Origin of the sequence: Liquorilactobacillus uvarum DSM 19971, from assembly GCF_001434935.1 — a bacterium.
Classification (GTDB): domain Bacteria; phylum Bacillota; class Bacilli; order Lactobacillales; family Lactobacillaceae; genus Liquorilactobacillus; species Liquorilactobacillus uvarum.
The window spans coordinates 55,068-79,590 of record NZ_AZEG01000002.1; the positions used below are offsets into that span (position 1 = coordinate 55,068).

Annotated in this window: 22 protein-coding genes and 1 pseudogene; 5 read left to right on the top strand and 18 right to left on the bottom strand. The window is 35.8% G+C overall.

Annotated elements, in window-relative coordinates; all coding sequences use genetic code 11:
* Positions 1-4: 4 nt before the first annotated feature.
* The 8 genes from FD20_RS01290 to FD20_RS01325 form a co-directional block, all read right to left on the bottom strand.
* Positions 5-925: a helix-turn-helix domain-containing protein gene (locus FD20_RS01290; RefSeq protein WP_057735759.1), complete on the bottom strand. Its 921-nt coding sequence runs from the start codon at positions 923-925 to the stop codon at positions 5-7.
* Positions 926-1,023: 98 nt separating this feature from the next.
* Positions 1,024-1,749: an elongation factor P 5-aminopentanone reductase gene (gene ymfI / locus FD20_RS01295; protein ID WP_057735895.1), complete on the bottom strand. Its 726-nt coding sequence runs from the start codon at positions 1,747-1,749 to the stop codon at positions 1,024-1,026.
* A 4-nt stretch (positions 1,750-1,753) separates the two neighbouring features.
* Positions 1,754-3,055 carry an EF-P 5-aminopentanol modification-associated protein YfmH gene (yfmH, locus tag FD20_RS01300; RefSeq protein WP_057735761.1) on the bottom strand — a complete coding sequence of 434 codons (1,302 nt, stop codon included), beginning with the start codon at positions 3,053-3,055 and terminating at the stop codon, positions 1,754-1,756.
* Positions 3,055-4,314, bottom strand: coding sequence for an EF-P 5-aminopentanol modification-associated protein YfmF (yfmF, locus tag FD20_RS01305; protein WP_057735762.1), 1,260 nt, complete (start codon positions 4,312-4,314; stop codon positions 3,055-3,057). The genes yfmH and yfmF overlap by 1 nt, the downstream gene beginning before the upstream one ends.
* A gap of 276 nt (positions 4,315-4,590) precedes the next feature.
* Complete coding sequence (locus FD20_RS01310; protein ID WP_057735763.1) at positions 4,591-6,936, bottom strand: DNA translocase FtsK; 2,346 nt, start codon at positions 6,934-6,936, stop codon at positions 4,591-4,593.
* A gap of 284 nt (positions 6,937-7,220) precedes the next feature.
* Positions 7,221-7,733: a tRNA (uridine(34)/cytosine(34)/5-carboxymethylaminomethyluridine(34)-2'-O)-methyltransferase TrmL gene (trmL, locus tag FD20_RS01315; RefSeq protein ID WP_057735765.1), complete on the bottom strand. Its 513-nt coding sequence runs from the start codon at positions 7,731-7,733 to the stop codon at positions 7,221-7,223.
* Positions 7,734-7,945: 212 nt separating this feature from the next.
* On the bottom strand, positions 7,946-8,806 hold the full coding sequence (locus FD20_RS01320; protein WP_057735767.1) for a methyltransferase domain-containing protein: 861 nt from the start codon (positions 8,804-8,806) through the stop codon (positions 7,946-7,948).
* Between the two features lie 22 nt (positions 8,807-8,828).
* On the bottom strand, positions 8,829-9,326 hold the full coding sequence (locus FD20_RS01325; RefSeq protein ID WP_057735768.1) for an aminoacyl-tRNA deacylase: 498 nt from the start codon (positions 9,324-9,326) through the stop codon (positions 8,829-8,831).
* A gap of 205 nt (positions 9,327-9,531) precedes the next feature.
* Here FD20_RS01325 and FD20_RS01330 point away from each other — a divergent pair, with 205 nt between their 5' ends.
* Positions 9,532-10,509: a GMP reductase gene (locus FD20_RS01330; protein WP_057735770.1), complete on the top strand. Its 978-nt coding sequence runs from the start codon at positions 9,532-9,534 to the stop codon at positions 10,507-10,509.
* A 121-nt stretch (positions 10,510-10,630) separates the two neighbouring features.
* Here the strand turns inward: FD20_RS01330 and FD20_RS01335 are convergent, their stop codons facing one another.
* Entirely contained in the window at positions 10,631-10,987 is a 357-nt protein-coding gene (locus FD20_RS01335; RefSeq protein ID WP_057735771.1) for a PTS glucitol/sorbitol transporter subunit IIA, read from the bottom strand.
* Between the two features lie 231 nt (positions 10,988-11,218).
* On the opposite strand from FD20_RS01335, the gene FD20_RS01340 reads away from it, so the two are divergent.
* Positions 11,219-12,247, top strand: coding sequence for a lactonase family protein (locus FD20_RS01340; protein ID WP_057735772.1), 1,029 nt, complete (start codon positions 11,219-11,221; stop codon positions 12,245-12,247).
* 387 nt (positions 12,248-12,634) lie between these two features.
* Here FD20_RS01340 and mgtE read toward each other — a convergent pair whose 3' ends face one another.
* The 4 genes from mgtE to yjbM form a co-directional block, all read right to left on the bottom strand.
* Positions 12,635-14,005, bottom strand: coding sequence for a magnesium transporter (mgtE, locus tag FD20_RS01345; RefSeq protein WP_057735774.1), 1,371 nt, complete (start codon positions 14,003-14,005; stop codon positions 12,635-12,637).
* A gap of 15 nt (positions 14,006-14,020) precedes the next feature.
* On the bottom strand, positions 14,021-14,911 hold the full coding sequence (locus FD20_RS01350; RefSeq protein ID WP_057735776.1) for an RluA family pseudouridine synthase: 891 nt from the start codon (positions 14,909-14,911) through the stop codon (positions 14,021-14,023).
* The gene (locus tag FD20_RS01355; RefSeq protein ID WP_057735777.1) at positions 14,901-15,707 is read right to left on the bottom strand and encodes an NAD kinase; all 807 of its coding nucleotides are present in this window, start codon (positions 15,705-15,707) and stop codon (positions 14,901-14,903) included. The genes FD20_RS01350 and FD20_RS01355 overlap by 11 nt, the downstream gene beginning before the upstream one ends.
* Before the next feature lie 157 nt (positions 15,708-15,864).
* A complete protein-coding gene (gene yjbM / locus FD20_RS01360) occupies positions 15,865-16,497 on the bottom strand; it encodes a GTP diphosphokinase (protein WP_057735779.1) in 633 nt (210 codons plus the stop codon).
* 200 nt (positions 16,498-16,697) lie between these two features.
* Here yjbM and FD20_RS01365 point away from each other — a divergent pair, with 200 nt between their 5' ends.
* Positions 16,698-17,321, top strand: a complete 624-nt coding sequence (locus FD20_RS01365; RefSeq protein WP_235807692.1) for a DsbA family protein — start codon at positions 16,698-16,700, stop codon at positions 17,319-17,321.
* Between the two features lie 390 nt (positions 17,322-17,711).
* On the opposite strand, the gene pepF is transcribed toward FD20_RS01365, so the two are convergent.
* From pepF to FD20_RS01390, 5 genes and pseudogenes are all read right to left on the bottom strand, one after another.
* Complete coding sequence (gene pepF / locus FD20_RS01370) at positions 17,712-19,520, bottom strand: oligoendopeptidase F (RefSeq protein WP_057735782.1); 1,809 nt, start codon at positions 19,518-19,520, stop codon at positions 17,712-17,714.
* A 65-nt stretch (positions 19,521-19,585) separates the two neighbouring features.
* Positions 19,586-20,632, bottom strand: coding sequence for a competence protein CoiA (locus tag FD20_RS01375; RefSeq protein WP_057735784.1), 1,047 nt, complete (start codon positions 20,630-20,632; stop codon positions 19,586-19,588).
* Between the two features lie 123 nt (positions 20,633-20,755).
* On the bottom strand, positions 20,756-21,475 hold the full coding sequence (locus FD20_RS01380; RefSeq protein ID WP_057735785.1) for an adaptor protein MecA: 720 nt from the start codon (positions 21,473-21,475) through the stop codon (positions 20,756-20,758).
* 191 nt (positions 21,476-21,666) lie between these two features.
* A pseudogene (gene spxA / locus FD20_RS01385) lies at positions 21,667-22,064 on the bottom strand (transcriptional regulator SpxA).
* 371 nt (positions 22,065-22,435) lie between these two features.
* Positions 22,436-23,173 carry an MBL fold metallo-hydrolase gene (locus FD20_RS01390; RefSeq protein WP_057735787.1) on the bottom strand — a complete coding sequence of 246 codons (738 nt, stop codon included), beginning with the start codon at positions 23,171-23,173 and terminating at the stop codon, positions 22,436-22,438.
* 98 nt (positions 23,174-23,271) lie between these two features.
* Here FD20_RS01390 and FD20_RS01395 point away from each other — a divergent pair, with 98 nt between their 5' ends.
* A complete protein-coding gene (locus FD20_RS01395) occupies positions 23,272-23,745 on the top strand; it encodes a hypothetical protein (protein WP_057735788.1) in 474 nt (157 codons plus the stop codon).
* Positions 23,746-23,857: 112 nt separating this feature from the next.
* A complete protein-coding gene (locus tag FD20_RS01400; RefSeq protein WP_057735789.1) occupies positions 23,858-24,415 on the top strand; it encodes a M15 family metallopeptidase in 558 nt (185 codons plus the stop codon).
* Positions 24,416-24,523 lie beyond the last annotated feature (108 nt).

Genomic DNA, 24,523 nt, shown 5'->3' on the forward strand with positions numbered 1-24,523 from the left:
ATTTTTATTTAATTTTTAACGTTAACGTTCTGACAGTTAAAGAACTATTGTCCTTCAAAAAATTAAAACTGTGTCCATTAATTGAAATTTTTGTTGCTTTTGAATTTCCTAAATTAATAGTGATCGAGCTCGAACCTTCAGGAATTTTCACTTCATGATCTGCCCCAGAACTTAAAGTACCTTGCCATTGCTGTGTTCCATCAGCAGAAACAGCAGTCCACGCACTTGAATCTTTAACACTCACCTTAACAGTATTTGTCTTAGAACTATTTTTCAAATTATATACAAATGATGATCCTGAATTTGAAGCCAAGCTAAGCTGAACTTTTTTCTTTGTCTTGCTACTTGACTTTTTCTTAACTGATGAACTAGAAACCGAGCTAGAGCTTTTCTTAGTCACTTTCTTTTCTTCAGCATTTTTCTTGCTTGTACTCGTTCCATCGGATGAAACAGATACCTTAGTACTGCTACTTTGAATTTGCTGAGAATCAGCTGTTTTTTGATGTTTGTTCCAAGCAACAAAATAGATAGAACCTAAAATAGCAACGACAATCAGCACAATAATAATTGTTGGTAAGTAAGACAGAAAGCGATTGAAATTGTTTGTTTTTTCCATGCTTTGACGTGTAGCTTCTATCCGTTTGCGCGTATCCTCTCGGGATTCCGACTTATCTGGATCACTTTCCTGCTGCTTAGCCGCGCCTTCTCCAATACTGTTCAAAAGCTCTTCTGAATTCAATCCAACTGTGTCAGCATATTGGCGAACAAATGCCTTAACGTAAAAATCGCCGGGCAAGGCTTCGAATCTTTCATCTTCAATCGCAATCAAATAACGTTTCTGAATCTTTGTTATCTGCTGCAGATCATCCAGTGTATAGCCCTTTTCTATTCTTGCATTTTTTAATTTTTTCCCAATTTCAGTCATATCAAAACTCTCCATTATTATCCGATTACGCTTCTAAAAACAAGCAAATTCTTTATATAGTATAGCATAGCTCGCCACAAATATTAATTAAAAATTGCTTATTTCAACCATCCACCAGTAACATAAATCGTTTCACCCGTAAGATAAGAAGCTCGTTCATCTAAGAGTGCCTGAACCCAATAACTGATTTCAGTAGTTGCAGCAAAACGCCCTAGCGGTATTGCTTCATTAACCTGATTTTTTTCTTTTTCAGAAAAGAGCGAATTCATTTGAGTATTCACAGCTCCTGGTGCGATAACATTAATCGTGATTCCCAGAGAACCAATTTCTTTGCTGTAGGCGGCGGCAAAAGAACTCAGAGCACCTTTAATTGTACTATAACCGACCTCCATTGCACTTCCTGCTCCGCCATAGACAGAGCCAATGAACACAATTCTGCCAAAATGATTCCGCGACAATTTTTCTTCTACTTTCTGTAACAGATACAACGGTGCCGTCAGTTGCATCGAAAGCATAGAGTTCAATGCAGCAAACTTCAAATCATGAAATAAACCATAACAAGTTGTTCCTTGTGCAAAAACTACAGCGTCCAGACCAAAAAGCTGATTAATCATCATATCCAACTCTTTTTTATTATTCAGATCACACTGCATCTGAATGAAATCCTGCTTTGGATGTGCTTGTCGTAAAACTGAACATAATTCATCATTTTTTTCCCTATTTTTGAAATAATGCAAATAAATTGACCATCCTTGAGAAGCAAGATCACGTGCGACTTCACTACCTATATCTCCCGATGATCCAACTATTAAAGCCCATTTCATACTTTCAATTACCTTCTTTTGGTAAAATTTGGTATACACTGACCGCCTCTGAGCGGATAAACTCTTTACCGGCTGTTAAAACTTCTTCTAGTGTCATTTCTTGGATGACAGCTACTCTATCAAAGATTGTTGCTCCATTAAATAACCGACCTGAATATTGATTAGCAATCGATTCCAATGAATTCATAGAATGAATTTGCCTTCCAATCAACTCTTTTTTAGCTAAATTAAATTGAGTATACTGTCCCTTTAGTAACTGATCTGCATTCTCTAAAATTGCAATTATATCATGGCAGAACCTCTGTGGATCGTCTGTATCGCTATTTATGGAAGCATAATGAAAGCCACGTTCAAGCTGAAACATAAAATCAAAACTATCATCGATCACACCTTCATTATAAAGTCGTAAATAACTCACAGACGTATCACTGAATAATAGCCAAAGCAACATATCAATCCGCATCTTATAAATCAATCCTTCACGACCAGCAGGAACCTGATCCAACCCTTTGATACCAACGGCAGCTTTAGGACGCTGAGTATCTAGTTCAAGCATGCGATAAGGGATAATATCTTGACCCGATTCATCATTTTCCGGATTGGCACGTTTGATATCACTAATTGGCATAAATTGTTTCTTAGCCTGGTTCTCTTTTATCCAATTCATTGTTTCTTTGGGCTCTATTGCTCCGGTCACAAATAAATTCATATTTTGAGGATGATAAAATGTCCAATAGCAGTCGTAAAGATTTTGTACGGTAATTTTTGCGATTGATTCAACTGTTCCGGCTATATCAATACTTAAAGGGTGTTCGGGATACAAGTTCTGAAGCATTCCAAAATAGAATCGCCAATCAATGTCATCTTCATACATTTTTATTTCTTGCCCAATGATCCCCTTTTCTTTTTCAATTGATTTCTCATTAAAATAGGGTTCTTGAACAAAATCTAACAAAATATCTAGATTTTTTTGAGGATAACTAGCAGTTGAAAAAAGATAACTGGTATTCGTGAAACTAGTAAATGCATTTGCATCAGCACCATAATGTCCGAACAGATCAAATGCATCGTGATCTTTCTTTTCAAATAATTTATGCTCCAAAAAGTGAGCAACACCATCAGGAACACATTCCATTTTTGACTTATTAAGCGGTACAAATTTGTTGTCAAGTGACCCATAGTCAGTTGTCAAGATGCCGTATGTTTTATGATATCCAGATCTTGGAAGAATATTAACTTCCAAACCATTATCTAATTTTTCTCTATATAATTTTTCGTCAAACTGCGGATACTGCACTATTTCCATTAGCTAACTTCCCCATCTAAAAAATAAATCGACTGCAGCTCCGTTTTCCGAGCTACTTCAACAACATCTTCAAAATTAACAGCATTCAACTCTTTCTGCCATTCTTGCACAGAAACACTCTTCTTCATTAAAATATTCACCAAATTTTGCTCCAAGTTATTTGCTGGACTATCCAAACGACTCAAAAAAGAATTTTGTAAAGCTTCTTTTGTATCTCGAAATTCCTGTTGCGTAATTTCCCCATTTTTCATATCATCAAGCTGTTTGCTTATTATTTCTCTCGTTGCATTTTTATCCTTAGCTTGAATACCTGTTTGAACTGAAACAAAACCTCTGAAACTATCATATGAACTGTTTGCATAATAAGCTAAACTGGCTTTTTCACGCACATTCATGAATAACTTTGAAAGAGGAAGACCACCAAAAATACCATTGAAGACCAACGCCGCATAATAACCGTTTTCACGATAATAAACAGGCAATGAGTAGGCCAAGTCTAATTTTCCTTGCACAACAGGTTGATGTTCATCCTTTTCATTAACTTTTAGTCTTGAATTTTGATTATAAAAAAGTGTCCCACTAAATGCCTGCCGTTTCGTAAATGGAAGTTCACGCGCCAATTTTTCACATTCAATCTTATCTACATTACCGGAAACTACTACCTCGATTTGATCCTTTCGAATACATTCAGTATAGTAGTCATACAATGCTTTAGGGGTAATCTTTTCTAACTGTTCATATGTTCCAAACGACGGCGATTTTTGAGCCTCATCTGAAAAATGTATTTTTTGTAAGGCAAGCGCTGCGTATAATTGCTTGTCATCTCGGACGGTTTGCATGTAAAAGCCAAGATTTTTCTTCTGACGTTCAAAAGTTGCATGGTCAAATTCACCATTAAAAGCTAGCGGCTCAAAAATACATTGTTTCAAAAATGCAAAAGCACCTTTGAGCAATCCTTCCTTATCAGCTAAATAACGTTCATTAACACAATCAAAAACACAATTCAGAATATGCACATTGCCCCTACGCTCGACGGTAATTCCAAAACCCGCTCCATACATTTTTGAAAGCTCTTCTGCAACAGCTTTTTGTGTTGGGAAAAGTTCACTAGCAGCTTCCAACACATTTGCCAGCAACATTCTTTTAGTTATTGCTTTGCTATTAAGAGGCTCAATCAGTGCTATCGCGATTCTTGTTGTTTTAAATTGTTCAGTTGGTGTGACTGTTAAGCTCATACCAGATCTTATTTCGGTACGCACTTTTGTTTCCTCCTCAAATTTACTTATGTACAATATCATAATTGATTAAAATAAAAATTACAAATAAGGCTTTTGCCCTAGTTAAAATACGATTAATGTTCAGTCTCGGTTTTACTTTAATAAAAAATTTAAAATTTTGCTTGCCCAAGGCAACAATTTTGCGATCGGTAAACTCAAAGAACAAAAAACTGGAATGAGGTGTCCCCCCAAGATAAAGACATAGCCTTTATCTACATTAGGAGCACACCTCAGTTTTTTCATAGATTTTTCGAATCTTTATTGGGATGGATTGTCATCATTAATATAGACTTTCCTTGGTTTGCTGCCCTCAGAAGGACCGACCATTCCTTTAGCCTCCATCTCATCAACCAACCTTGCTGCACGGTTATAGCCGATTCGGAAGCGACGCTGCAGCATTGAAATACTGCATGCTTGCTCTTTAACAATCAGCTGGACAGCATCGTTAAAGAGCTCGTCATCGGAATCTTCACTCTCATCCTGTGTTGTCTCCTCGTCAGAAACGATAAGCGATTCATCATACTCAGCAGATTGCTGCTGTTTAACAAAATCTACAACACTCGCGACATCATTGTCAGAAATAAATGCTCCTTGGACCCTAATTGGTTTATTAAGACCCATTGGTAAGAATAACATGTCTCCTCGTCCCAAAAGTTTCTCAGCACCATTAGTATCAATGATCGTCCTTGAATCGGTCCCACTTGAAACAGCAAAAGAGATACGTGAAGGAACATTAGCCTTAATTAGTCCTGTGATAACATCGACTGAAGGTCTCTGTGTTGCAAGAATCATGTGAATCCCAGCAGCACGTGCCATTTGTGCCAACCGGATAATTGCATCTTCGACTTCATTTGCAGCAACCATCATCAAATCGGATAACTCATCAACAACGATAACAATATATGGCAATAATGGTTCTTCTGATCTCGTCTCAGCATTTTGCCGCTGAATCATATCATTGTAACCAGCAATATTTCTTTGACCAGTATTGGCAAACAACTCATAGCGTCTTTCCATCTCAGCAACTAATTTGTGCAGCGCCTTAGATGCTTTTTTAGGATTAGTCACAACCGGCGTCAAAAGATGTGGTACCCCATTATAAACGCCTAACTCAACTTTTTTCGGATCAACTAACATCAATTTTACTAAATGTGGTGGACAATTCATCAATAAACTTGTAATAATTCCATTGATTGCAACTGACTTACCACTTCCGGTCGAACCAGCAATTAACAAGTGTGGCATCTTTGAAAGGTCAGCGGTTACCAGCTTCCCTGAAATATCCCTTCCAAGCGGGACCTCCAACGGCTTACTTTTCTGGCCCTTTTGTGCCTCAATGATATCCCTAAAAGAAACTGTTGAAACCTTTTGATTTGGAACTTCAATCCCAATCAATGATTTTCCTGGGATAGGAGCTTCAATTCTAATATCTTTTGCAGCTAGAGCAAGAGCCAAATCATCCGCGAGATTCACAATTTTGCTGACCTTTACCCCGATCGCCGGATGAAGTTCATACTTAGTAACTGCTGGTCCCAAAATGGCACTTTTTATATCTACATCAACTCCAAAACTATTAAAAGTTTTTTTCAAAACTTGCGTATTTTTCTCAATTTTTTGATATTCATCACTCTGATCAGTTGGCTCAACTCTTTGCAGAAGAGTTGTTGGTGGTAACTCATAATCATCATTTACCGGATTATCACTAAACGTTGATCCTGTTTTTTTACCCTGTTCTTTCTTAGCTTCCACCTGACTATCTTGAACATTTTCAGTTTGTTCCGCTCCTGTATTCCATGTATCAGTTCTAATGGTTTCTGCGCCACTATTAGCTGTCTTTTTTATTTCAACAACTCTTTCAGCAGGTATTTCAGACCGCAGCTCTTCAGATTTGTTTGACTTTTTTTTAATTCTTTTTTTGTTATTTCTTTTGCTTTGTCCAATCTTTTTTAATCCAACCATTTTTTTACACAATCTAAAAATCAATTTGCGCAAGCAATTGTATAAAAAGGCAAAAGTCTTTTTTATAAAAGTCAGTATTTGATAAAGTATTTTTCCACAGTATTCTATAACGCGGCTGAGCGGGAAACCACTGAAGACACAAATACCTATCACTAAACTCAGTCCAACAATTATATACGTTCCCACTTGCGCAAACAAAAAGTAAGATGGCGTGTATAATATAGCACCAATTATACCCCCGCCAATACGGCTCCCGATGCTTCCAGCAGCAATGTCTGCACGCAAATACTGCCATGTAATACTTATAAAATCAGAGTGCAAATCCAATTGTCGAAAAAAAAGGCTATGCAAGAAGAGCAACACACTGGCTAAAATAATGCCTGCGCCGCCCCAATAATGTTTTTCAAGTTGAGGTTCTTTATCTGTCAAAAGCAGATAACCACCTAAAGCAATGAGCGCGATCTGACCAACAGTATATGCATCACCGATAAACAAGCGAAAAATATTTATACATAAAATTCCGACATAACCTAGTTTCAGTAATCCTAATAAACCAACTAGGATGAAAAGGCCACCGCTCGTACGCTTGGATATAAATTCAGATTTCTTACTAGTTGTTCGCCTTTTTCTCTTGCGTTGCGCCAAAACATGATACCCCTCTCACAGTTAACTATTCCAGATTAATTATAACATAACTATACTATGAGATATTATCTCTACACGAACACTAGAAAAACATGCTCCGAGGTTTGATCAAAAATCAAGTTTTGATCTAATTTTTTATTAATTTCATATAATCATTATCCACAAGTCAAAATTATTCATCTAACTTCCAATCAACCCATAATAGAGAAACACGCTATGTTCAATTTACAGACAATAATCAGACCTTGACGACTATGAGCACTCACATCTTTCAAAACCAGAGACTATTTCAGCTTGTCATTCTCATAGACATGACTTTTCTCTAGTTCTGGAAAATCTTGCTGTCTTAATGCTTCATAAATCACAATTGCTGCAGTATTAGATAAATTCAGTGCTCTAATATGCGTATCATTCTGCGGTATTCGAATACATTTTTCAGAATTCTGCCGCATAAATGGTTCTGGCAGCCCTGTTGTTTCTTTACCAAAAACAAAATAATTGTCTCTATCTTCCTGACTATAATCAACTTGTGTATATGCATGTTCGGCAAATTTGGAAACAAGATACAAATCATCCTTGTTACCTAATGTTTTCATAAAATCTTGCAAGTTCTTATGGTAAGTTATTTTAACTTTATCCCAATAGTCTAAACCGGCTCTTTTTAAATATTTATCATCCGTTGAAAATCCTAACGGTTCAATCAAATGCAGTTCAGTGTTGGTTCCCGCACATGTTCTAGCAATGTTTCCGGTATTGGCCGGCATTAAAGGTTCGAACAAAACGATATGATTTGCCATGACTTATGTTTCCCTCTCTACTTAACTTTATTATTTTTTTAAACAAAAAAAGCGCAGCCATTCGGTGTGGGCACGGCGAACAGCTACGTTAATGAAGTACAATCATTCAACAACTAACGACTGTTCCGTTAATTGTTAACAACCGATTTCTCTACGTTATAATACCATCGCAGCTTCAGATTTACAAGTTATTTTCAAAAAATATTTGTTTTTCAATTATTTTCAATCGTTAAAAGTAAGACATCAATCGTTATTTTTTCTAATCCTTTCTCTAGCGCTGCATCGATCTTCTCAGCAGCAGCTCCCCAATGAAGTGGTGTCATATACAATAAATTTTCAAAAGAAGTGTTTGAAAGGGAAAATTCGTAGGTTATTTTTTTAACATTTGCATGCGGATAGTGTTTTTTAAATAAGGATAACACCTTATCATTGCTGTATGAATAATGCGAATCATTTTTTTTATATAACATATGCCTTAGTTCAATTAGGTAATTCTCGTTTGGAATGATTTTGAACAAAAATCCCTCACTTTTCAAAATACGATCAAATTCCTCATATGCTGAGGGGGAAAACATATCAAGGATCACATCAAACGATGCGGAAGCAAATGGTAGTTGCGCTAAGTCCGCAATACAGAAAAAACCCGCCCCTTCATCTTGTGTCGCCAAATTAATTGCTCTTTTTGAAATGTCAAAACCTACATAAGCATCTTGCTTATTCGCACGCTGTTCTTCAACATACTTTAATGTTGATCCTTCACCACACCCAGCGTCGACTATTCGCAAAGATTTGTTTTTTGGAAGCTGATCTGTTATTTCATCAATAATAGGTTTAAATAATCCCGCTCTAAGAACGGAACGCCTTGCTTGCCACATTTTTGCATCATCATAATCACTTTTTACACCATGTTTTAAAAAATATAACGTCCCTTTTTTTGAAAAATCAAACTGATGTCCTTTCAAACAGTTAACACTTCTACCCACTATTTTTTCAAAACTTTCTCCACAAACAGGGCATTTAAAAATATCCATCTTTTCATCAACAAAAGCCATTCCACGTTCAATTTTTTTCACATTTTTCCTCCGCCTAAATTACTCATTCAATTTTAAGATACTTGCCCTTAACCAACTTTATCAAGTCTTCTTGCTTTAAACGCACAGATCTGCCAACTTTCCCTGCTGAAACTGAAATCTGTTCAAAAGGTTTTATTCTCTCATCAAAATAAATCGGAAAACCTTTGCGTACATTAATCCCGATCGGTGTATTTGCACCGTGAATGTATCCGGTAATCTTAATCAGATTTTTATTATCAGCCAAATGAATCTGCTTTTTGCCAAGCTCGTTAGCTATTTTTTTTAAGTTTATTTCATACTCTAGTGGTAAACAGACAACTAAATAATCTCGTGCGTCATCACTGCCTTTTAAGACGATTGTTTTTAAAATACTTGTTGACGAGATGCCGCTTGCTTCCGCTTCTGCCAATGCATTTTTACCATTCGTAAGCCAATTAAACTGTGTTTCTTGATAAGCGATGTTATGTTGATCAAGTATCCTCTCATCATTGGTTTTCTTTACCTTGGCCTTTTTTACCATTACATTTCACTCCTTGTTAATCTTCCCCTATATTATAACCTGCTCTCAATAATTAGTCATTCCTTTATAAACACGAATAATATCAAGATATATCAGCATTTCATTTGACTTTAAAATCCGTTTAAGGTAAATTTAACAGTGTTTGCAAAACAAAGTCGTTAATCAACGAATAATGTTTGTTAAATTAGAATGTGAGGTCTTTATATTGCCTGTTTTTGATTACGAAGATATCCAATTAGTTCCTAATAAATGTATTGTTAAAAGTCGTTCTGAAATCGACACCAAAATCAAGTTTGGTCCTATGACTTTCAAGATTCCTGTTGTACCTGCCAATATGCAAACCATTATCGATGAACCATTGGCAGTATGGCTCGCACGAAATGGCTACTTCTATATTATGCATCGTTTCAACGAGAACGAGCGTCTAGGCTTCGTCAAAAGAATGCATAAAGAAGGACTTTTTGCTTCTATTTCAGTTGGCGTCAAAAAACAAGAATGTGATTTTATTAATTCTTTAGCCTCAGAAAGAGAAGTCCCTGAATACATCACAATTGACATTGCTCATGGGCACGCAGAAACAGTTATTGATATGATCAAACATATAAAGCGAAAGTTACCTGGAACATTTGTAATCGCTGGAAATGTTGGTACTCCTGAAGGAGTGCGTGAATTAGAAAATGCTGGTGCAGATGCGACTAAGGTCGGAATTGGACCTGGTAAAGCATGTATCACAAAATTAAAAACCGGGTTTGGAACAGGCGGATGGCAGCTTGCTGCTGTGCGTCTCTGTAGTAAAGCAGCAAGCAAACCTATTATCGCGGATGGCGGAATTCGTTATAATGGTGATATCGCTAAATCTGTTCGTTTCGGTGCTTCAATGTGTATGATTGGTTCACTTTTTGCTGGTCATAAAGAAAGTCCTGGAGAAATTATTGAAAAAGATGGTCAAAAATACAAAACTTATTTTGGTTCAGCTTCACAGTATCAAAAGGGTCAGTATAAAAATGTTGAAGGTAAAAAAATGCTAGTACCTTATCGTGGTAATATCTCAAACACCTTAAGGGAAATGCATGAAGATCTTCAATCATCTATTTCATACGCAGGCGGTCGAAATCTTACAGCATTGCGCAAGGTTGATTACGTTATTGTGAAAAATTCGATTTTCAATGGTGATAATATTTAAACTTTTTTACACATCACTATACTATTTGAATTTTTACTAAAAAAGGATGATGACAAAACTAACGTCTTGTCATCATCTTTTTTTATAACTATTTTTTAAACAATTTACAAAACAGTGATTTTTAATAATACTTTATCACACTGCCCACATGGATTTTAGGAAAAGTATACGGTCTAAGATAAATTCCATTATGTTGTGGTTTTTCCGGTACTTTTTCAAAACTAAGCGTTGCGTGTCCAATCATTTCCATATTACTTTTCACAAGCTGACCAACATAGGTAACTTCATATTCCTGATCATCTATACTAATCTTGTCCCCTGCTGCAATGTCATAACTAGCATCTTTTGTTTTAGAAAATCGTTGAACAATTGAAACACGTCTCAATTGGATCGACGCCGTCTCATTAAAAAGAATTAGTAAAGGATCATTTTTCGAAATAGCTTCAGGTCCAATTTCAACAACTTCTGCTTTTAACATACTCGTCCTACTCCTTCAAGATATCTATAGAATAAACATATTGTATCATATGTCTTATAATAATACTCAGTGTAAAGTTTTTAGTAAAAGCGTTTTATAATATCAAAAAGCGTCCCGTTAATACTAAAACTGTTCGCTTTTCATATCTTCTTTCAACATAGAAAAAATGAAAAATCCGTTACTTGTTATGTGTTATACTGTCTCTAGTTGGATTAACAAGGAGGGTTTTTTATGCAGGAAACAATTTTATTTGGAACATATACAAAAAAAGGATCACAAGGTGTTTATCGTGGCATTCTGGATACCGAACAAAAGATAATAATTAAACCGGAGGCCTTTATCCAGATTCAGAATCCTACTTACCTACGCAGTTCGGCAGCCAATATTTTGTATACGATTTCAAAAAAGAAGAATCAAGGTGGAATAACAAGCTACGACCTAAACTCTTCAACTCCAGTTTTTTGTGATGAAGCATTAACTGATGGGGCACCGCCATGTTATATTGGCTTTGATGAAGAAAAGCAGCTTATTTTTACGGCCAATTTTCACGAAAGCACCGTTACAGTTTTCAAAACAGACAAGCAGGGCACGCTAATTAAAACCGATGAAATTATTCACCAAGGAAGCGGCCCTCGACCTGAACAAGAAGCCTCACACATTCATTACACTGATCTGACACCTGACAACTGTCTGGCAGTTTGCGATCTTGGAGCTGATAAACTCTACACATACAATGTAACATTTGATGGTAAACTAAGTCTTAAAGCTGAATTCTCTACTTCCGCTGGTTTTGCACCTCGCCATCTTGTCTTCCACCCCAATGGAAAGTATGCTTTTCTCGCTGGCGAATTAAGCAGCCAACTTGCGCTACTTTCTTATGATTCGACCACAGGGAGATTTAAACATATCCAAACATTGTCCACTATTCCAGAAACGTGGAACAAACACAATGGTGCCGCTGCAATTCGAATATCTGCAAATGGTAAATTCATCTATGTCTCAAATCGCGGTCATGATTCAATCGCAGTCTTTAAGTTTGATGTAACCAAAACAAAATTAGAGTTCATTGAATATACTTCCACAGAAGGAGAATTTCCACGTGATTTCATGCTCGACTCAACAGAAAAATTTATTGTGGTAGCAAACCAAAACACTGACAATGTAACTTTATTCGGCCGTAATACCAAAACAGGTTCACTAACATGCCTTCAAAAAAATATCCCGGTTCCAGAGGGCGTTTGTGTACTTTTTAATAGTTAATAACCATGCCATATTCCAACCATATGAAATAATGAACCAACAGTTATTTTTCTTTCCTCAATCTTTTTTATTGCTATTTTGTATAATACTCAAGTATATCGATCACAATTTTGAGTAGTTCGTTAACTGAATTTGCAAAAAAACGATATATTAAAATGGCGATTATGTTTTGGGTATCGATTGAAAATTATGACTATCGAAGATTGTGTGGTTTAGTGGCTAAATTGATTGATGAAATACGTTAAATTATAGGATTCTAAACAAGGGGCTAAGTCATTTTCGACCTAGCCCCTTGTTTAGAATAATTTTTACTATGATACCTGAACTTAACTTGCAATTCTCACAATAATTGCATTACCCAATGTATAAGTTTCGCCGCATCCACCTTCAATTGCCTATAATAAAGCTTAAAAATAGTTTTGCTATATTGAAATAAATCAATACCGAAGTCAAATCACTCAGGGTTGAAATAAATGGACCTGAAGCAACTGCAGGATCAACCCCAATCTTGTCCATCAATATCGGAATCAGGCTTCCCGCTAAGTTCGCCACAATGATGGCACACATCATTGCTAAACCTATCACAAAACCCAAAACAAAGTTATTTTTCCAAAGACCTACAATGACCATAATCGTCATCCCAGTAATTATTCCGATCACTAGTCCTGTAAAAATTTCGGCAATAATTGTTTGAAACAACGTTTTATCGTCATCACCTTTATAAGCCAATCGTCTAACTGCAACAGCTAAACTTTGCGTTCCTGCATTACCTGCTGTTCCTGTTATAGAGGAGATAAAGACAGCCAAAATACTTGCTTCACTGACAAGATGCTCATAATGTGATACAAGGCTAGCTGTCGACATCCCCAGAAAGAGCAATGTAACCAACCACGGCAGTCTCTTAGCAGCCGCCTTAATCGGATTATCCGGACTTTCTTCGATATCAACCCCAGCTAATCCTGAATAATCTTCTGCTGACTCTTCATCAATAACATCAATAATATCATCAACCGTAATAATTCCGATCATTTTATCATCATAATCAGTTACTGGAATTGCCAAAAAATTATAGTCACGAATCGTCTTAGCAACGTCTTCCTGATCTTCATCAACTTTCACAGACATGACTTGGTCATTCATAATTTCCTGAATCAGCATATCATCACCGCTAATCAAAAGATCTCTTAAGGTAACTACGCCAATCAGCCTGTCATCATCATCGACAACATAAGTATAGTAAATTGTTTCAGCTTTCTCCGCTTCGCGTTTCAGCACATGCATCGCAGAACGTGCGGTTTGGTTGCCAACGATTTTAACATACTCCGTTGCCATAATAGCCCCGGCTGTTTTATCTTCATAATGAAGCAATTCTTTTATCTCGTCTGCTTTTTCACGTGACATCAGCCTCAAATATTTAGGAAGGTCCTTTTTATCCGCAAAAGCTAAAGCATCAACTGCATTATCCGTATACATTTGTGTAATTACCTTAGCAGCATAATCAGGCTCCATCTCTTTAAAGTAGTCAACAATGCTTTCAGGATCTTCCTCGATTGCATCAAAAGTGTCACCAAGTTCATCTGGAGTTAAATAGCGATATATACGAGCTCGCTGCTTCGAATCTAGACTGGTAAAAATTTGTGCCTGCTCATAGACATGCAGATTCAAAAAAAGCTCTCTAAACTTAGTCGCCTTTTGTTCATTTAAGAGAAAAATTATTTCTTGTTTTTTTTCATGATTCGTATTTCTATTTTCGGCCATGATCGGCTTACCTCTTTAATTATTTTTTTGAATAAATGTTTGCATATCATGGGGCAGGTTACACTTGATATTAATTACCTTATCCAAAAAAGGATGCTTAAATATAAGTTGCTCGCAGTGAAGGGCTTGTCGCTGCATAGGCATGCATATCTTACCACCATAAAGGCCGTCTCCAACTAACGGATGTTTAAGATATGAACAATGAACGCGAATTTGATGTGTCTTACCCGTGTGCAATTGAACGCGACAAAGACTGTAGTTTTTTAGACACTGAACTTGTCGCAGTTCTGAACTTGCAGCGACACCCTTGGCGTCAACTTGCCTTTTGATAATCGACGAAGGGTCTCTGCTTATCGGAAGATTTATTAATACATGCTGATTTCTTAATTGTCCCGTCAATATCGCGAGATAATATTTCTGTACCTGGTGACTTTTCAATTGCTCATCCAATAAAGAATGTGCATAGCGATGCTTACCAAACAAAACTATTCCAGATGTATCTCGATCTAAACGTGTCACAATATGAGGAATAATTCCTTGATATTGTTTAAGTTTATAATAACCCCAAACACGATTAACCAGAGAGTCATTGGGATGCAAAGATGATGGAATAGAAGCAACACCGGCTGGTTTATTAATAATCAAAAAATCGCGATCTTCGTAAAGAATATCAAGCGGAACATATGACGGGACTAACAATTTCTTAGATTTCTCGGAAGGTAAAAGAAGCGTTAATCTATCATTTTGCAGCATCTTGTCGGTTTTACGCCCTTCCTCACCATTAAGTAAAATGCTCCCACCTTGATATCTTACTTTTGTTAACAATCGGCGTGATACACCTTTGGATTTCAAAAATGTTCGAATTTTAATTGGTGAACTGCCCGCATAGTTCCAGTTAATTTGCATATTCTGCTCCAATAAAGGCATCTTGAACTCGTTGCCAGAATTGCATATGCCGATACTTGGCAAAATGTATACTCTTTTTTGATGTTTTAAAAGTAATTTGTTTGATTTGACGACCATGATAACTATTCTGATCGACAGTCAAAATATAATCACTTTCACGATTAGGGTAGAGCGTAACCCAATCATTTGGTGCAATTATCATTGGAGAGCTTAATGTACGAAAAACACGATTATTGATCGAACCAATCTCTGTCATCTGCAAAACCTTTAGATTAGGATGAATAACGGCACCACCTAAAGACTTATTATACGCAGTTGAACCAGTTGGTGTTGAAATGCACAGACCATCCCCACGAAATTTTTCAAAAAGCTCCCCCCCAATATAGACATCAGTAACCATTGTGGCACTATTTCTCTTTAAAGTTGCTTCATTTAATCCCAAAAAAAACTCTGGTCTCAATTGATCAACATAGCTAACCTTAACATCCAACAAGGGGTAACTGACAGACTGACCATTATCTGATTGTAAGCTTATGACAAGATCATCAATCTCATCATCTCTCCAATCAGTATAAAAACCCAAATGGCCTGTATGAACTCCGACAAAGCGTACCTTGTCCAAAATATTTTTATATTGATGAAAAGCTGATAAAAGCGTTCCATCCCCGCCTACTGTCACAACAATATCAGGATTATCATTATCTAAAATAAAATGAGTATCTTTAAATTTTTGGTGCAGCTTTCGACTAATCATCATTGATTTGCGGCCTTCATTAGCAAAAATGGCTATTCTCATAACTAACCTCTTTTATTTACATTCTATCCAATTAATATTATTAAGCACGTGTACATTAAATGCGTATTTTTCATAAAGCGTTCTTAAACTCAATTCTCTACAGACTACACTTTTCAATTATACTGAGTCAACATAACTATAGCATAGTAATCCTTGATTATTCTTTCGTATGACCCCTTTTATACGAAAATAAACTTTGTGCTTCCTGAATTTCTTCTCTAATCGCAGTCATTTCTTTATCTAGTTGAAATGCTGCTTCCGCTGCACGCTGCAACCGAGTTTCCAAGGCCTCTGGAAACTCGCCCTGATATTTATAATTCAGTGAATGTTCAATCGTTGCCCAAAAATTCATTGCTAATGTTCGAATTTGGATTTCTGCCAAAATATTTTTTTGTCCCTCCAACATTTGAACCGGATATTCGACAACTATATGATATGAACGATATCCACTCGGCTTTTTATTTAAAATATAGTCTCTTTCGTCAACAATATGCATATCTTTTCTTTTTCTTATAAGTTTAACAATTTGATAAATATCATCAACAAATTGGCACATAATACGAACCCCTGCAATATCTTCCATGTCAATCGCAAGACGTTCTCTATTTATTTTTCGACGCTGCATTTTTTCGGCAATACTATCAACTGGTTTAACACGCCCCACTACAAATTCAATTGGAACATGTTTTTGTGACCTTTCAAATTGCTTTTTCAATGCTAAAAATTTTGCTTTGATTTCCAAAACAGTTTGTTCATACGGTAATAAAAAATCGTCCCACGTTTTTGTCACAACGATCCCCTCTGATCTGCATCATATACCCCATTATTTTAACATACTCAACAATAGTAAGGTAATTTCAGAAAAGACTCTTAAAAAATAAGGCAGAAACATTGAAAAAAAAAAAAAATTTGTTAAAGTATAGTTAGCAATTAACTAAGTATAGAAAAGAGAGAAAATCATACTAGGTGGAGGAAAGATTAGTGTTAGAAATGTATTTGTTTATCAACCCAATAGGTGGCGACTGCTACCATTCAGAGCAGAACATACTAAGACTAGTAGATCAGTTAGACGAAGAGGTTAGGTTTAGTTTCATTCCGCTTTTGAATTTGCAGACAGTAAGTTCAGTTATGCGAAGGAAAAATATCCCTCTAAATGATTTGCAAGCACGCAATCAAATTTTCAATAACATTTACCAAGCGTCTCTTGATTATAAAGCTGCTTCATTTCAAGGAAAGCGTTGTGGTCGTAATTATTTGTTGAAACTTCAAGAGCAGATTGTTGACTTCGAAAATGAATACAGCGAAGACATTGCTCAAAGGGTTGCTCATGCAAGCAATTTAGATTGCGCTATGTTTAGTGATGATCGTCACTCATCATTTACTATTAATTCATTCAAACAAGATCAAAAAATGGCCGCTGAAATGAATGTTCGTGAACATCCAACTGTCGTTGTTTATAATTTAGATGGTGTGGATTATGGAGTTTCATTCACTGGTTGTGATTCTTATGAGCTATTGAAACAGTTATGCACAGGCCAGCTAAACGAAGATATTGTTTTGAAACACAAGGCATCTGCTAAAAAGCATCACTATACCTCTCTGCATATTCTATAGTTCTTACAAGATGCAACAATTTCAAAATGTTTTAATCTCAATTGCGTTTATTTCAAAATTGCTCAACGAGTCCTGCTTTTTAGTGGTGCTCGCTTTTTTTTACCCAAAATGGACTGTACCCAATTTAGTTTGAGCACAGTCCATTTTCTATATTAACATTGAAAAAACATCTTCTCCGTCGTAATTCTCCCTCACCTAGTCAGAAATAGTTCACGTTAAGCATTCTTTTCCATTATTCTGAACTCCATTCCAATTCTAGAAAATCTTATTCCGTTAATTTAGAGAACGATTACGAGTAGCATACGTGAAACTCAATTCGGTTGCTTGTTGAAGCAATCTTTTCTCGTCGTGATTCTGTCTTCAGCTATGAAAATTACCTTTTGTATGTGCTTAATCCAGTTCAACTATTAATTTCTCCAACTCATTCAATCTTTTTTCAAAAAGATCAAAAGCTGAATCAAGATAAGATGGCTGCGTCATATCGACTCCTGCTTTTTTTACAATTTCAATTGGGTAATCTGAACTTCCAGCGTTTAAGAATCTCAGATAATCCTTCGGCCCTTCACTTAAAATTTTCTGTGCGAGGGCAGATGCGGCTGCAAAACCAGTTGCGTATTGATAAACGTAAAAGTCATAGTAAAAATGCGGAATACGTTCCCATTCATAAGCTATCTCAGGATCATTAAAAATGTCCGGCCCATAATAGTGTTTATTCAGCTCACCATAAAAATCATTCATTTCTTTAGCAGTTATAGGCTTTTGAGCAGCATCTTGCTCATGAATCCACTGCTCAAATTCAGCGAATTGTGTCTGTCTGAAGACAGTGCCTTTAAAACCATCCAGATAATGATTAAGAATATATGCTTTAATATGTGGATCTTCTGTATGTTCAAGCAAATATTGCGTCAATAGATTTTCATTCGTAGTTGATGCAATTTCAGCAACAAAAATTGAATAATCACTGTACTGATATTCTTGACTAGCTTTGCTAGCATAAGTATGCATACTATGCCCCATCTCATGTATCAAAGTAAAGAGACTTTCAAGATTGTTTTGCCAATTCAAAAGAATATATGGTGCTGTATCATACATACCAGAGGAATATGCACCGCTGCGTTTCCCTTTATTCTCAACAACATCAATCCATCTACTTTCAAAAGCTTCTTTCACTCTTGCTGTATAATTACTTCCCAAAACATTCAAAGCTTTTAAAACAATATCTTGTGCATCCTTATAAGCATATGTTTTACCCGGAATTTTTGTTATTGGTGTATAAAGGTCATACATATGAACTTCATCTATCTTTAAAACCTTTTTCCTTAACGAAACATATCTGTGTAGCAAGGACAGATGATAGTTTACACGCTCAACAAGTGTTTTATACACTGAAACAGGGATATTGTTTCTTGTCAAGGCAGCGCTACGCGCATCAGGATAATGGCGCTTTTGTGCCAAATAATTATGTGTGTGTACATGTGACGAAAGCGATAATGCAAAAGTATTCTGAAATTGCCGGTATACTTGATACATTCCCTTAAAAGCACCTTGTCTAACATCTCGCTGCGGAGATTCTAACAATCTGCCATAATTTCCATGCGACAACTGAACCAAATTATTTTTTGCATCCTGTACTTCCGGAAATTTCAAATCAGAATTATTTAAAACACCAAAAATATTTTCTGAAGTTGCAAAAATATCTGCAGCTCCCGCCAATAGTTCTTCTTCTTTTGCCGATAGAAAATGTTCCCTTTGTGCCGTTATTTTGCCGATTAAATGTTTATATGCAGATAATCTTTCGTTTTGTTCAAAATATTGTTCTAGCTTCCTTGCAGAGAGTTCTAAAAGCTCCGGTTCGAACCATGAGATTCCTGCTCCAACCCTAGCATACAGTTGTCGCGCTCTAGTAATCATCCCCTGATAATGTTTGTTGCCTGTATCTTGATCATTTTTTAAATTAGCATACACAAATACTTTTTCCATTCTTCGTTCAAGTTGCAAGATTGTCTCTAGGGCCTCTAGAAATACAGCAGCATTTTTTGACAAAGTACCTTGCCGCCTCTCAACATCAGGAATCATTGCTGCAATATTTTTTAGTTCTTTTTCAAATTCCTCATCTGTTTTGAAAATCAAGGTCAGATCCCATGACAATTTGAGTGGAACTTCTTCACGCAATGGCAGTTTTATACTTTCTTTTTTCATACTTTCCCTCCCTTAATCCAAATTACTTTCACTCATCAAATTATAGCCTATTCTAAATTGCAATGTTAGTTTTTTTCATTCCTTATTTTCATAATCAAATAAATTTCCTCTTGAAACTCAAGTGCTATCTGTTTTGCAAATTTATTCCTATCAATAAGTGGAACTTGAAACAAGTAACTATCCAGCCCCTGCAATTGTGTTTGCTGACTTTCTTCGTGAATCCTTCTTTTTTGCTGAAGCAGGATTTCGGTTCGCCAATAAAACTCTCCTCGATAAAACAGGGGAAATTCATACTTTTTCCGCAAAATCACTGGCTCCATCTCTTGTACTCTAACGTTCTCCTTGTAGGCAAGTTCTTGTAGTTTTCTGAACATTCCCGCAGAATAATAGCAATTTTTCAAGAAAATATCCTTCTGTTTGAATCTTTCCTCCGTCGTCAGACTATAGTACTCAATCTGATGATCTTTAAGCATAAATGTCTTTAACTCAACAATGCTTTTAGTGTAAAAATGGTAGTAACGCAAAGGCAAAAAATCTGCTTGTTGAATTCCAAAAACTAGTTCAAACCTTGATCTTGTAGTATCAAAGTACAGTAAATAAAAACCGAGTTTTTCTGACCATTGCATGAATTGACTAATTTGTTGCGTAAGTTTTTTTTTAATCTTATAGCGTTGCCCCAAAATCCAGCAAAATTTTAATCCGTTGGTATGATACCCCATCGAACGCTCATACATTTTTTTCAAACTTAATGGTGCACACTGAAACTCAAGTACAACGGTTTTTTGCTCTTTATATTTAACAACAATATCAGGTCTCTGATTCAACATCTTTATATGTTTTTCCAGTTCCCCGTTATATCCTGCTTTTCGATAAGCTGCAAGTATTCTTTTTTTCCCAAGTAGATGTTCAACTGTTTCTCCTTCCGAAAAAATCTGACACATCCTATTTTTATGAGCAAAATGACTTATTTTAAAATTTCCCTTTTTTAAAATCAATTCTGCATGACATCCTGGGCACCAATATTGTTCTTCCCGGTTAGCATTAGCAGCTAACACTGATTTTCCATGTGATTTGGCTATCAACATCTGCATCACCCGTAAACAGATACGCAAAATGTTATCCCTCCTACCTTTTGTACTTTAATTTGTTCAATAAAAAAACTCCAAACCAAAATTGTATCTCTGGTTCAGAGCTGTCAATCATTATTTACCTTTAAGGGTTTTTACTGTTTTTTATTATTTGAAATAGTAACGAGCTAGTTCAAGTGCCGAACTGCTTAGTAACTTCTTCCCACGTTCTTGCAGAACATCTGGGGAAATACTTGCCTGCTCCCCATATTCAACGACTAACGAAAGAGCATCTCTAACTTGACTGTCGCTAGTTTGACCAACGAAGAAAATCAAGTCAAGATAATACATGCTATCAAGCAGGTATAACGTAGACGCAATTTCTTCATTGTGCAAAATTTTTGCAGCTTGAACAAAATTTTCAAAATCTTCAAACTTAACTACAACATGTCTCTGCTTAACTGTTTTGTCCTTTAAATATTCTGAAACACCATCACCATCATTCTCCAGTGCCTTTTTCTTATTCTTAGATTTAGAAGTAGATAACTCCTGACGGATATATTCGGAAACATCTTCGTTAGCTCCAAGAAGAGAAAACTCTCCCTCTTCAGAATTATCACTATTATCCTGATCCTTGCCAGATTGTTTAGGATCAACTTTACTGATAAACAGTTCAAGACCATTTTTATTTGGAAGCAACTGGAATGTCACAGCATCATTTTCACGAAACTCATGATCAACGTCAACTTCCTCTAAAATACTGTAAAAGAAACTTTCAATTTCTTTATGGTTCCCAAGTAGGTCAAGGACAGTAATACCGCGTTCGGTTAAATCCTCGGTTTCAAGTAACACACGAATTGTGTTATCATTGATTTTCTCCATCTCCATCTAGGTCACCCACCTTTCCAGCATACCCTCTCGCTTAATGATAACTAAAAATAAGAAATTGTAAAGCACTTTATCTTAAAAAAAGTAAAATACAGAGGCTGGGACGAATATTGTCTCAACCTCTGTATCAATTTTCAAAAATAACTTCTTGAAAAAGTCTTTAAATTCTCAAAATTTTCTTTTACAAAGTACTAAAGCCCTGCCATCCTTTGTGCACGCTGTAATTCCAATGCCCGAACTTCACGTGGCAAGAACCGTCTTATTTCATCTTCATTATAACCGACTTGCAATCTCTTCTCATCCAAAATAATTGGTCTACGCAACAATCCAGGATTTTTCTGAACGAGACTAAACAATTCCTGCAATGGCATATCATTCAAATCAATGTTCAGCTTCTGATATGCTTTTGAACGCTTAGAAATAATTTCTTCTGTTCCATTTTCTGTCATCTGTAATATTTGTTTAATTTCATTAATACTCAGCGGCTCAGAAAAATATTACGCTCTTTAAAAGAAATGTCATGTTCTTTCAACCATGCACGCGCTTTACGACAAGAAGTGCAACTTGGTGATGTATATAGAGTAACCATATTTTTTCGCTCCTTTTCTCCATTAAACCTGTTAACTATAATTAATATCGCCCACAAGCTTATTATACTACTTCCATCAAAAAATTAATACCTTTTTTCTTAAATAAAACAAACAAATTAGCAAAAATTATTCATTTAAATGTCCATTTCACTAGTTATTCTTTGCTTTGTTAACCTTGTTTTTGCTAAATAGCATAACACTAATATTTTAATTTTTTATAAAATTATAGAAAGTATAAATTTTAGATTATAATTAACGAAAAAGGTTCTTAAAGAAAGCGCTAAACAAGCTTTATTGGTGCTTATGCAAAAAAGCGTTTACACTATAGGTATATATTTTTATCTTAACTCAGAAGAAATCACTCTATACTTTAGCATTTTACTACCTTGTCAATTTGGGCTACCTCAACTTCAATTGTTCCCGCTTCTTTGCGCGCCTCATCAAGCAGTAGATTAAAATCAATTTTTTGAGGGAGATGAGTTAGAATAAGTTTTTTTACGGCTGCGTCTTTAGCTAACTTTCCTGATTCAACAGATGTCATATGCCATTTTGGCCCTTTTTTATTAGCACTGTAATTTGTATCTGTCATCAAAACATCTGCTCCACGCGCAAAATCTGTCAATTCTGGAATGTAGTCTGTATCCGCAGTAAACACAAAAGTTTTCCCATCACTAGTACCTTCAATCCTGACAGCATAAGCAGTGACCGGATGCTTTGTTTTAAGAAAACTAATTACAAAGGGCCCCAGCGAAAGTTTTTGATTTGGATCGTATGCTCGGCCAACGGTTGCTTTTGCCCAGGTCAAATCAGCAAAATGCTTCTTATCTAATGTGTGACCATATATCGGTAAGACCTTACCCTCTATGCTCAAATTGTTTAATTGCCAATAGTATTGTAAAACACCGATATCAGCGATGTGGTCATTGTGATAGTGCGAAAGCAAAACCGCATCAAGTTTCAGTGGATCAATATGTTTTTCTAAATTTAATAACGCTCCACTCCCACAATCAAGCAACAAGTTGTACCCATTGCTCTGGACTAAATAACAACTAGTTGCTTGACCATTATATGGATATCCTCCAAAAAAACCCAAGATTGTGATCTTCATTATTACTAGCTCCTTTTGATATATTTTTTAGCCTTTTACTACCAAGAATTATAACACACGACTTAGTAAGCGTTATAATTGAAATGGAGGTGTTTTCTTTGAAAATTTTGAATATGACTTTTGGTTCTACCGCTGTTATCTCACAATTGCGCAACAAAACACAAAACCTTGACCTTATACAACTACATCCAGTTTCTAAAGACGAAAATGATATTCTACTGGATTTGTCGAATAAGAAAAGTCCCTTCCATGGCGGAATTTCGTTTGAAATTCTAAGTGGAACTTTTTTAAAAAAATTAAATTATTATTATTCTTTTTCCTATCTTACCCTCAATACTGAAGAGCAAAAAATTTTTTTGACGTTATTCAAACAATCAAATCATAGCAATATAATTCTTGCGCGTTCCTTAAATCACGATTTTAACTATCTTTTATTATCAGCATGGGCTAAACAAGACGATTTTCTTATTTGGAGTAACACTAGCCCTCTTTTATTCAATCAAAAATATTTGAATAATCCTAATTATCGAGCACATACGGCCATTTACGAATCCAAAAATGATTCATTTTAAATTTAACTAATCAGAAAAATTCAGTTCGTTTTAAAAAACGGTTACAATAATAATTAGGATATATCAATCTCATCTTTTTTGACCACTAGTTTATTTATCAAGGGGGCACCCAATGAAAAAAGAAAAAAACGGATTCAGCAATATTCAAAATTTAGATCCATCAATTATTGTGGAACTTCGCTACGCTACAACCAACAATTTTACACATCAGATTATTTATGATTTTACAACAGCGATTGCACGAACCGGAACAGCGCAAAAACTGGCCAATGCAAGTTTGACGCTACGTAAAAAAGGATATCGTTTAAAAATATGGGATGCTTATCGTCCCGTGAGTGCACAGCAAAAATTGTTTGAGGTTTATCCCGATCCGACTTTTGTTTCACCCCCTGATCCCAACTTCAGCCATCAAAAGGGAGTCACTTTCGACCTAACTATCACTGATTTGAACGGTATTGAGTTAGAAATGCAAACTGGATTTGATGATTTCTCTAGGCATGCTTATCGTGACAGTCCACGTACAGCTGAACAAGAAAAAAATTATCAGACTTTAGATCAGGCAATGAATACTGCAGGATTTGTTGGCTACCCTAACGAATGGTGGGATTATCGTGATACAGAAAGCGATCTTTATGAACCAGTTGCTGCCGATCCAAATGACTATCATTAAACAACATTTCGAACATTTATTTTTGGACATTTAAAAAAATTCACCAATTAAAAAAGGAGTTGGTTCAAAATTTAAATTTTGAGCCAGCACCTTTATTGATTACGCATG

Excerpts from the sequence above, each read along its gene's own strand:
- yfmH (WP_057735761.1), bottom strand. The coding sequence starts at position 3,055 with ATGGAAATAGTGCAGTATCCGCAGTTTGACGAAAAATTATATAGAGAA.
- FD20_RS01290 (WP_057735759.1), bottom strand. The coding sequence starts at position 925 with ATGACTGAAATTGGGAAAAAATTAAAAAATGCAAGAATAGAAAAGGGC.
- FD20_RS01390 (WP_057735787.1), bottom strand. The coding sequence starts at position 23,173 with ATGAAGATCACAATCTTGGGTTTTTTTGGAGGATATCCATATAATGGT.
- ymfI (WP_057735895.1), bottom strand. The coding sequence starts at position 1,749 with ATGAAATGGGCTTTAATAGTTGGATCATCGGGAGATATAGGTAGTGAA.
- pepF (WP_057735782.1), bottom strand. The coding sequence starts at position 19,520 with ATGAAAAAAGAAAGTATAAAACTGCCATTGCGTGAAGAAGTTCCACTC.
- FD20_RS01335 (WP_057735771.1), bottom strand. The coding sequence starts at position 10,987 with ATGTTAAAAGCAGAAGTTGTTGAAATTGGACCTGAAGCTATTTCGAAA.
- FD20_RS01355 (WP_057735777.1), bottom strand. The coding sequence starts at position 15,707 with ATGAGAATAGCCATTTTTGCTAATGAAGGCCGCAAATCAATGATGATT.
- FD20_RS01365 (WP_235807692.1), top strand. The coding sequence starts at position 16,698 with ATGTATTTGTTTATCAACCCAATAGGTGGCGACTGCTACCATTCAGAG.
- FD20_RS01380 (WP_057735785.1), bottom strand. The coding sequence starts at position 21,475 with ATGGAGATGGAGAAAATCAATGATAACACAATTCGTGTGTTACTTGAA.
- mgtE (WP_057735774.1), bottom strand. The coding sequence starts at position 14,005 with ATGGCCGAAAATAGAAATACGAATCATGAAAAAAAACAAGAAATAATT.
- FD20_RS01325 (WP_057735768.1), bottom strand. The coding sequence starts at position 9,326 with ATGGTAAAAAAGGCCAAGGTAAAGAAAACCAATGATGAGAGGATACTT.
- FD20_RS01400 (WP_057735789.1), top strand. The coding sequence starts at position 23,858 with ATGAAAAAAGAAAAAAACGGATTCAGCAATATTCAAAATTTAGATCCA.
- FD20_RS01350 (WP_057735776.1), bottom strand. The coding sequence starts at position 14,911 with ATGCAAATTAACTGGAACTATGCGGGCAGTTCACCAATTAAAATTCGA.
- trmL (WP_057735765.1), bottom strand. The coding sequence starts at position 7,733 with ATGGCAAATCATATCGTTTTGTTCGAACCTTTAATGCCGGCCAATACC.
- FD20_RS01340 (WP_057735772.1), top strand. The coding sequence starts at position 11,219 with ATGCAGGAAACAATTTTATTTGGAACATATACAAAAAAAGGATCACAA.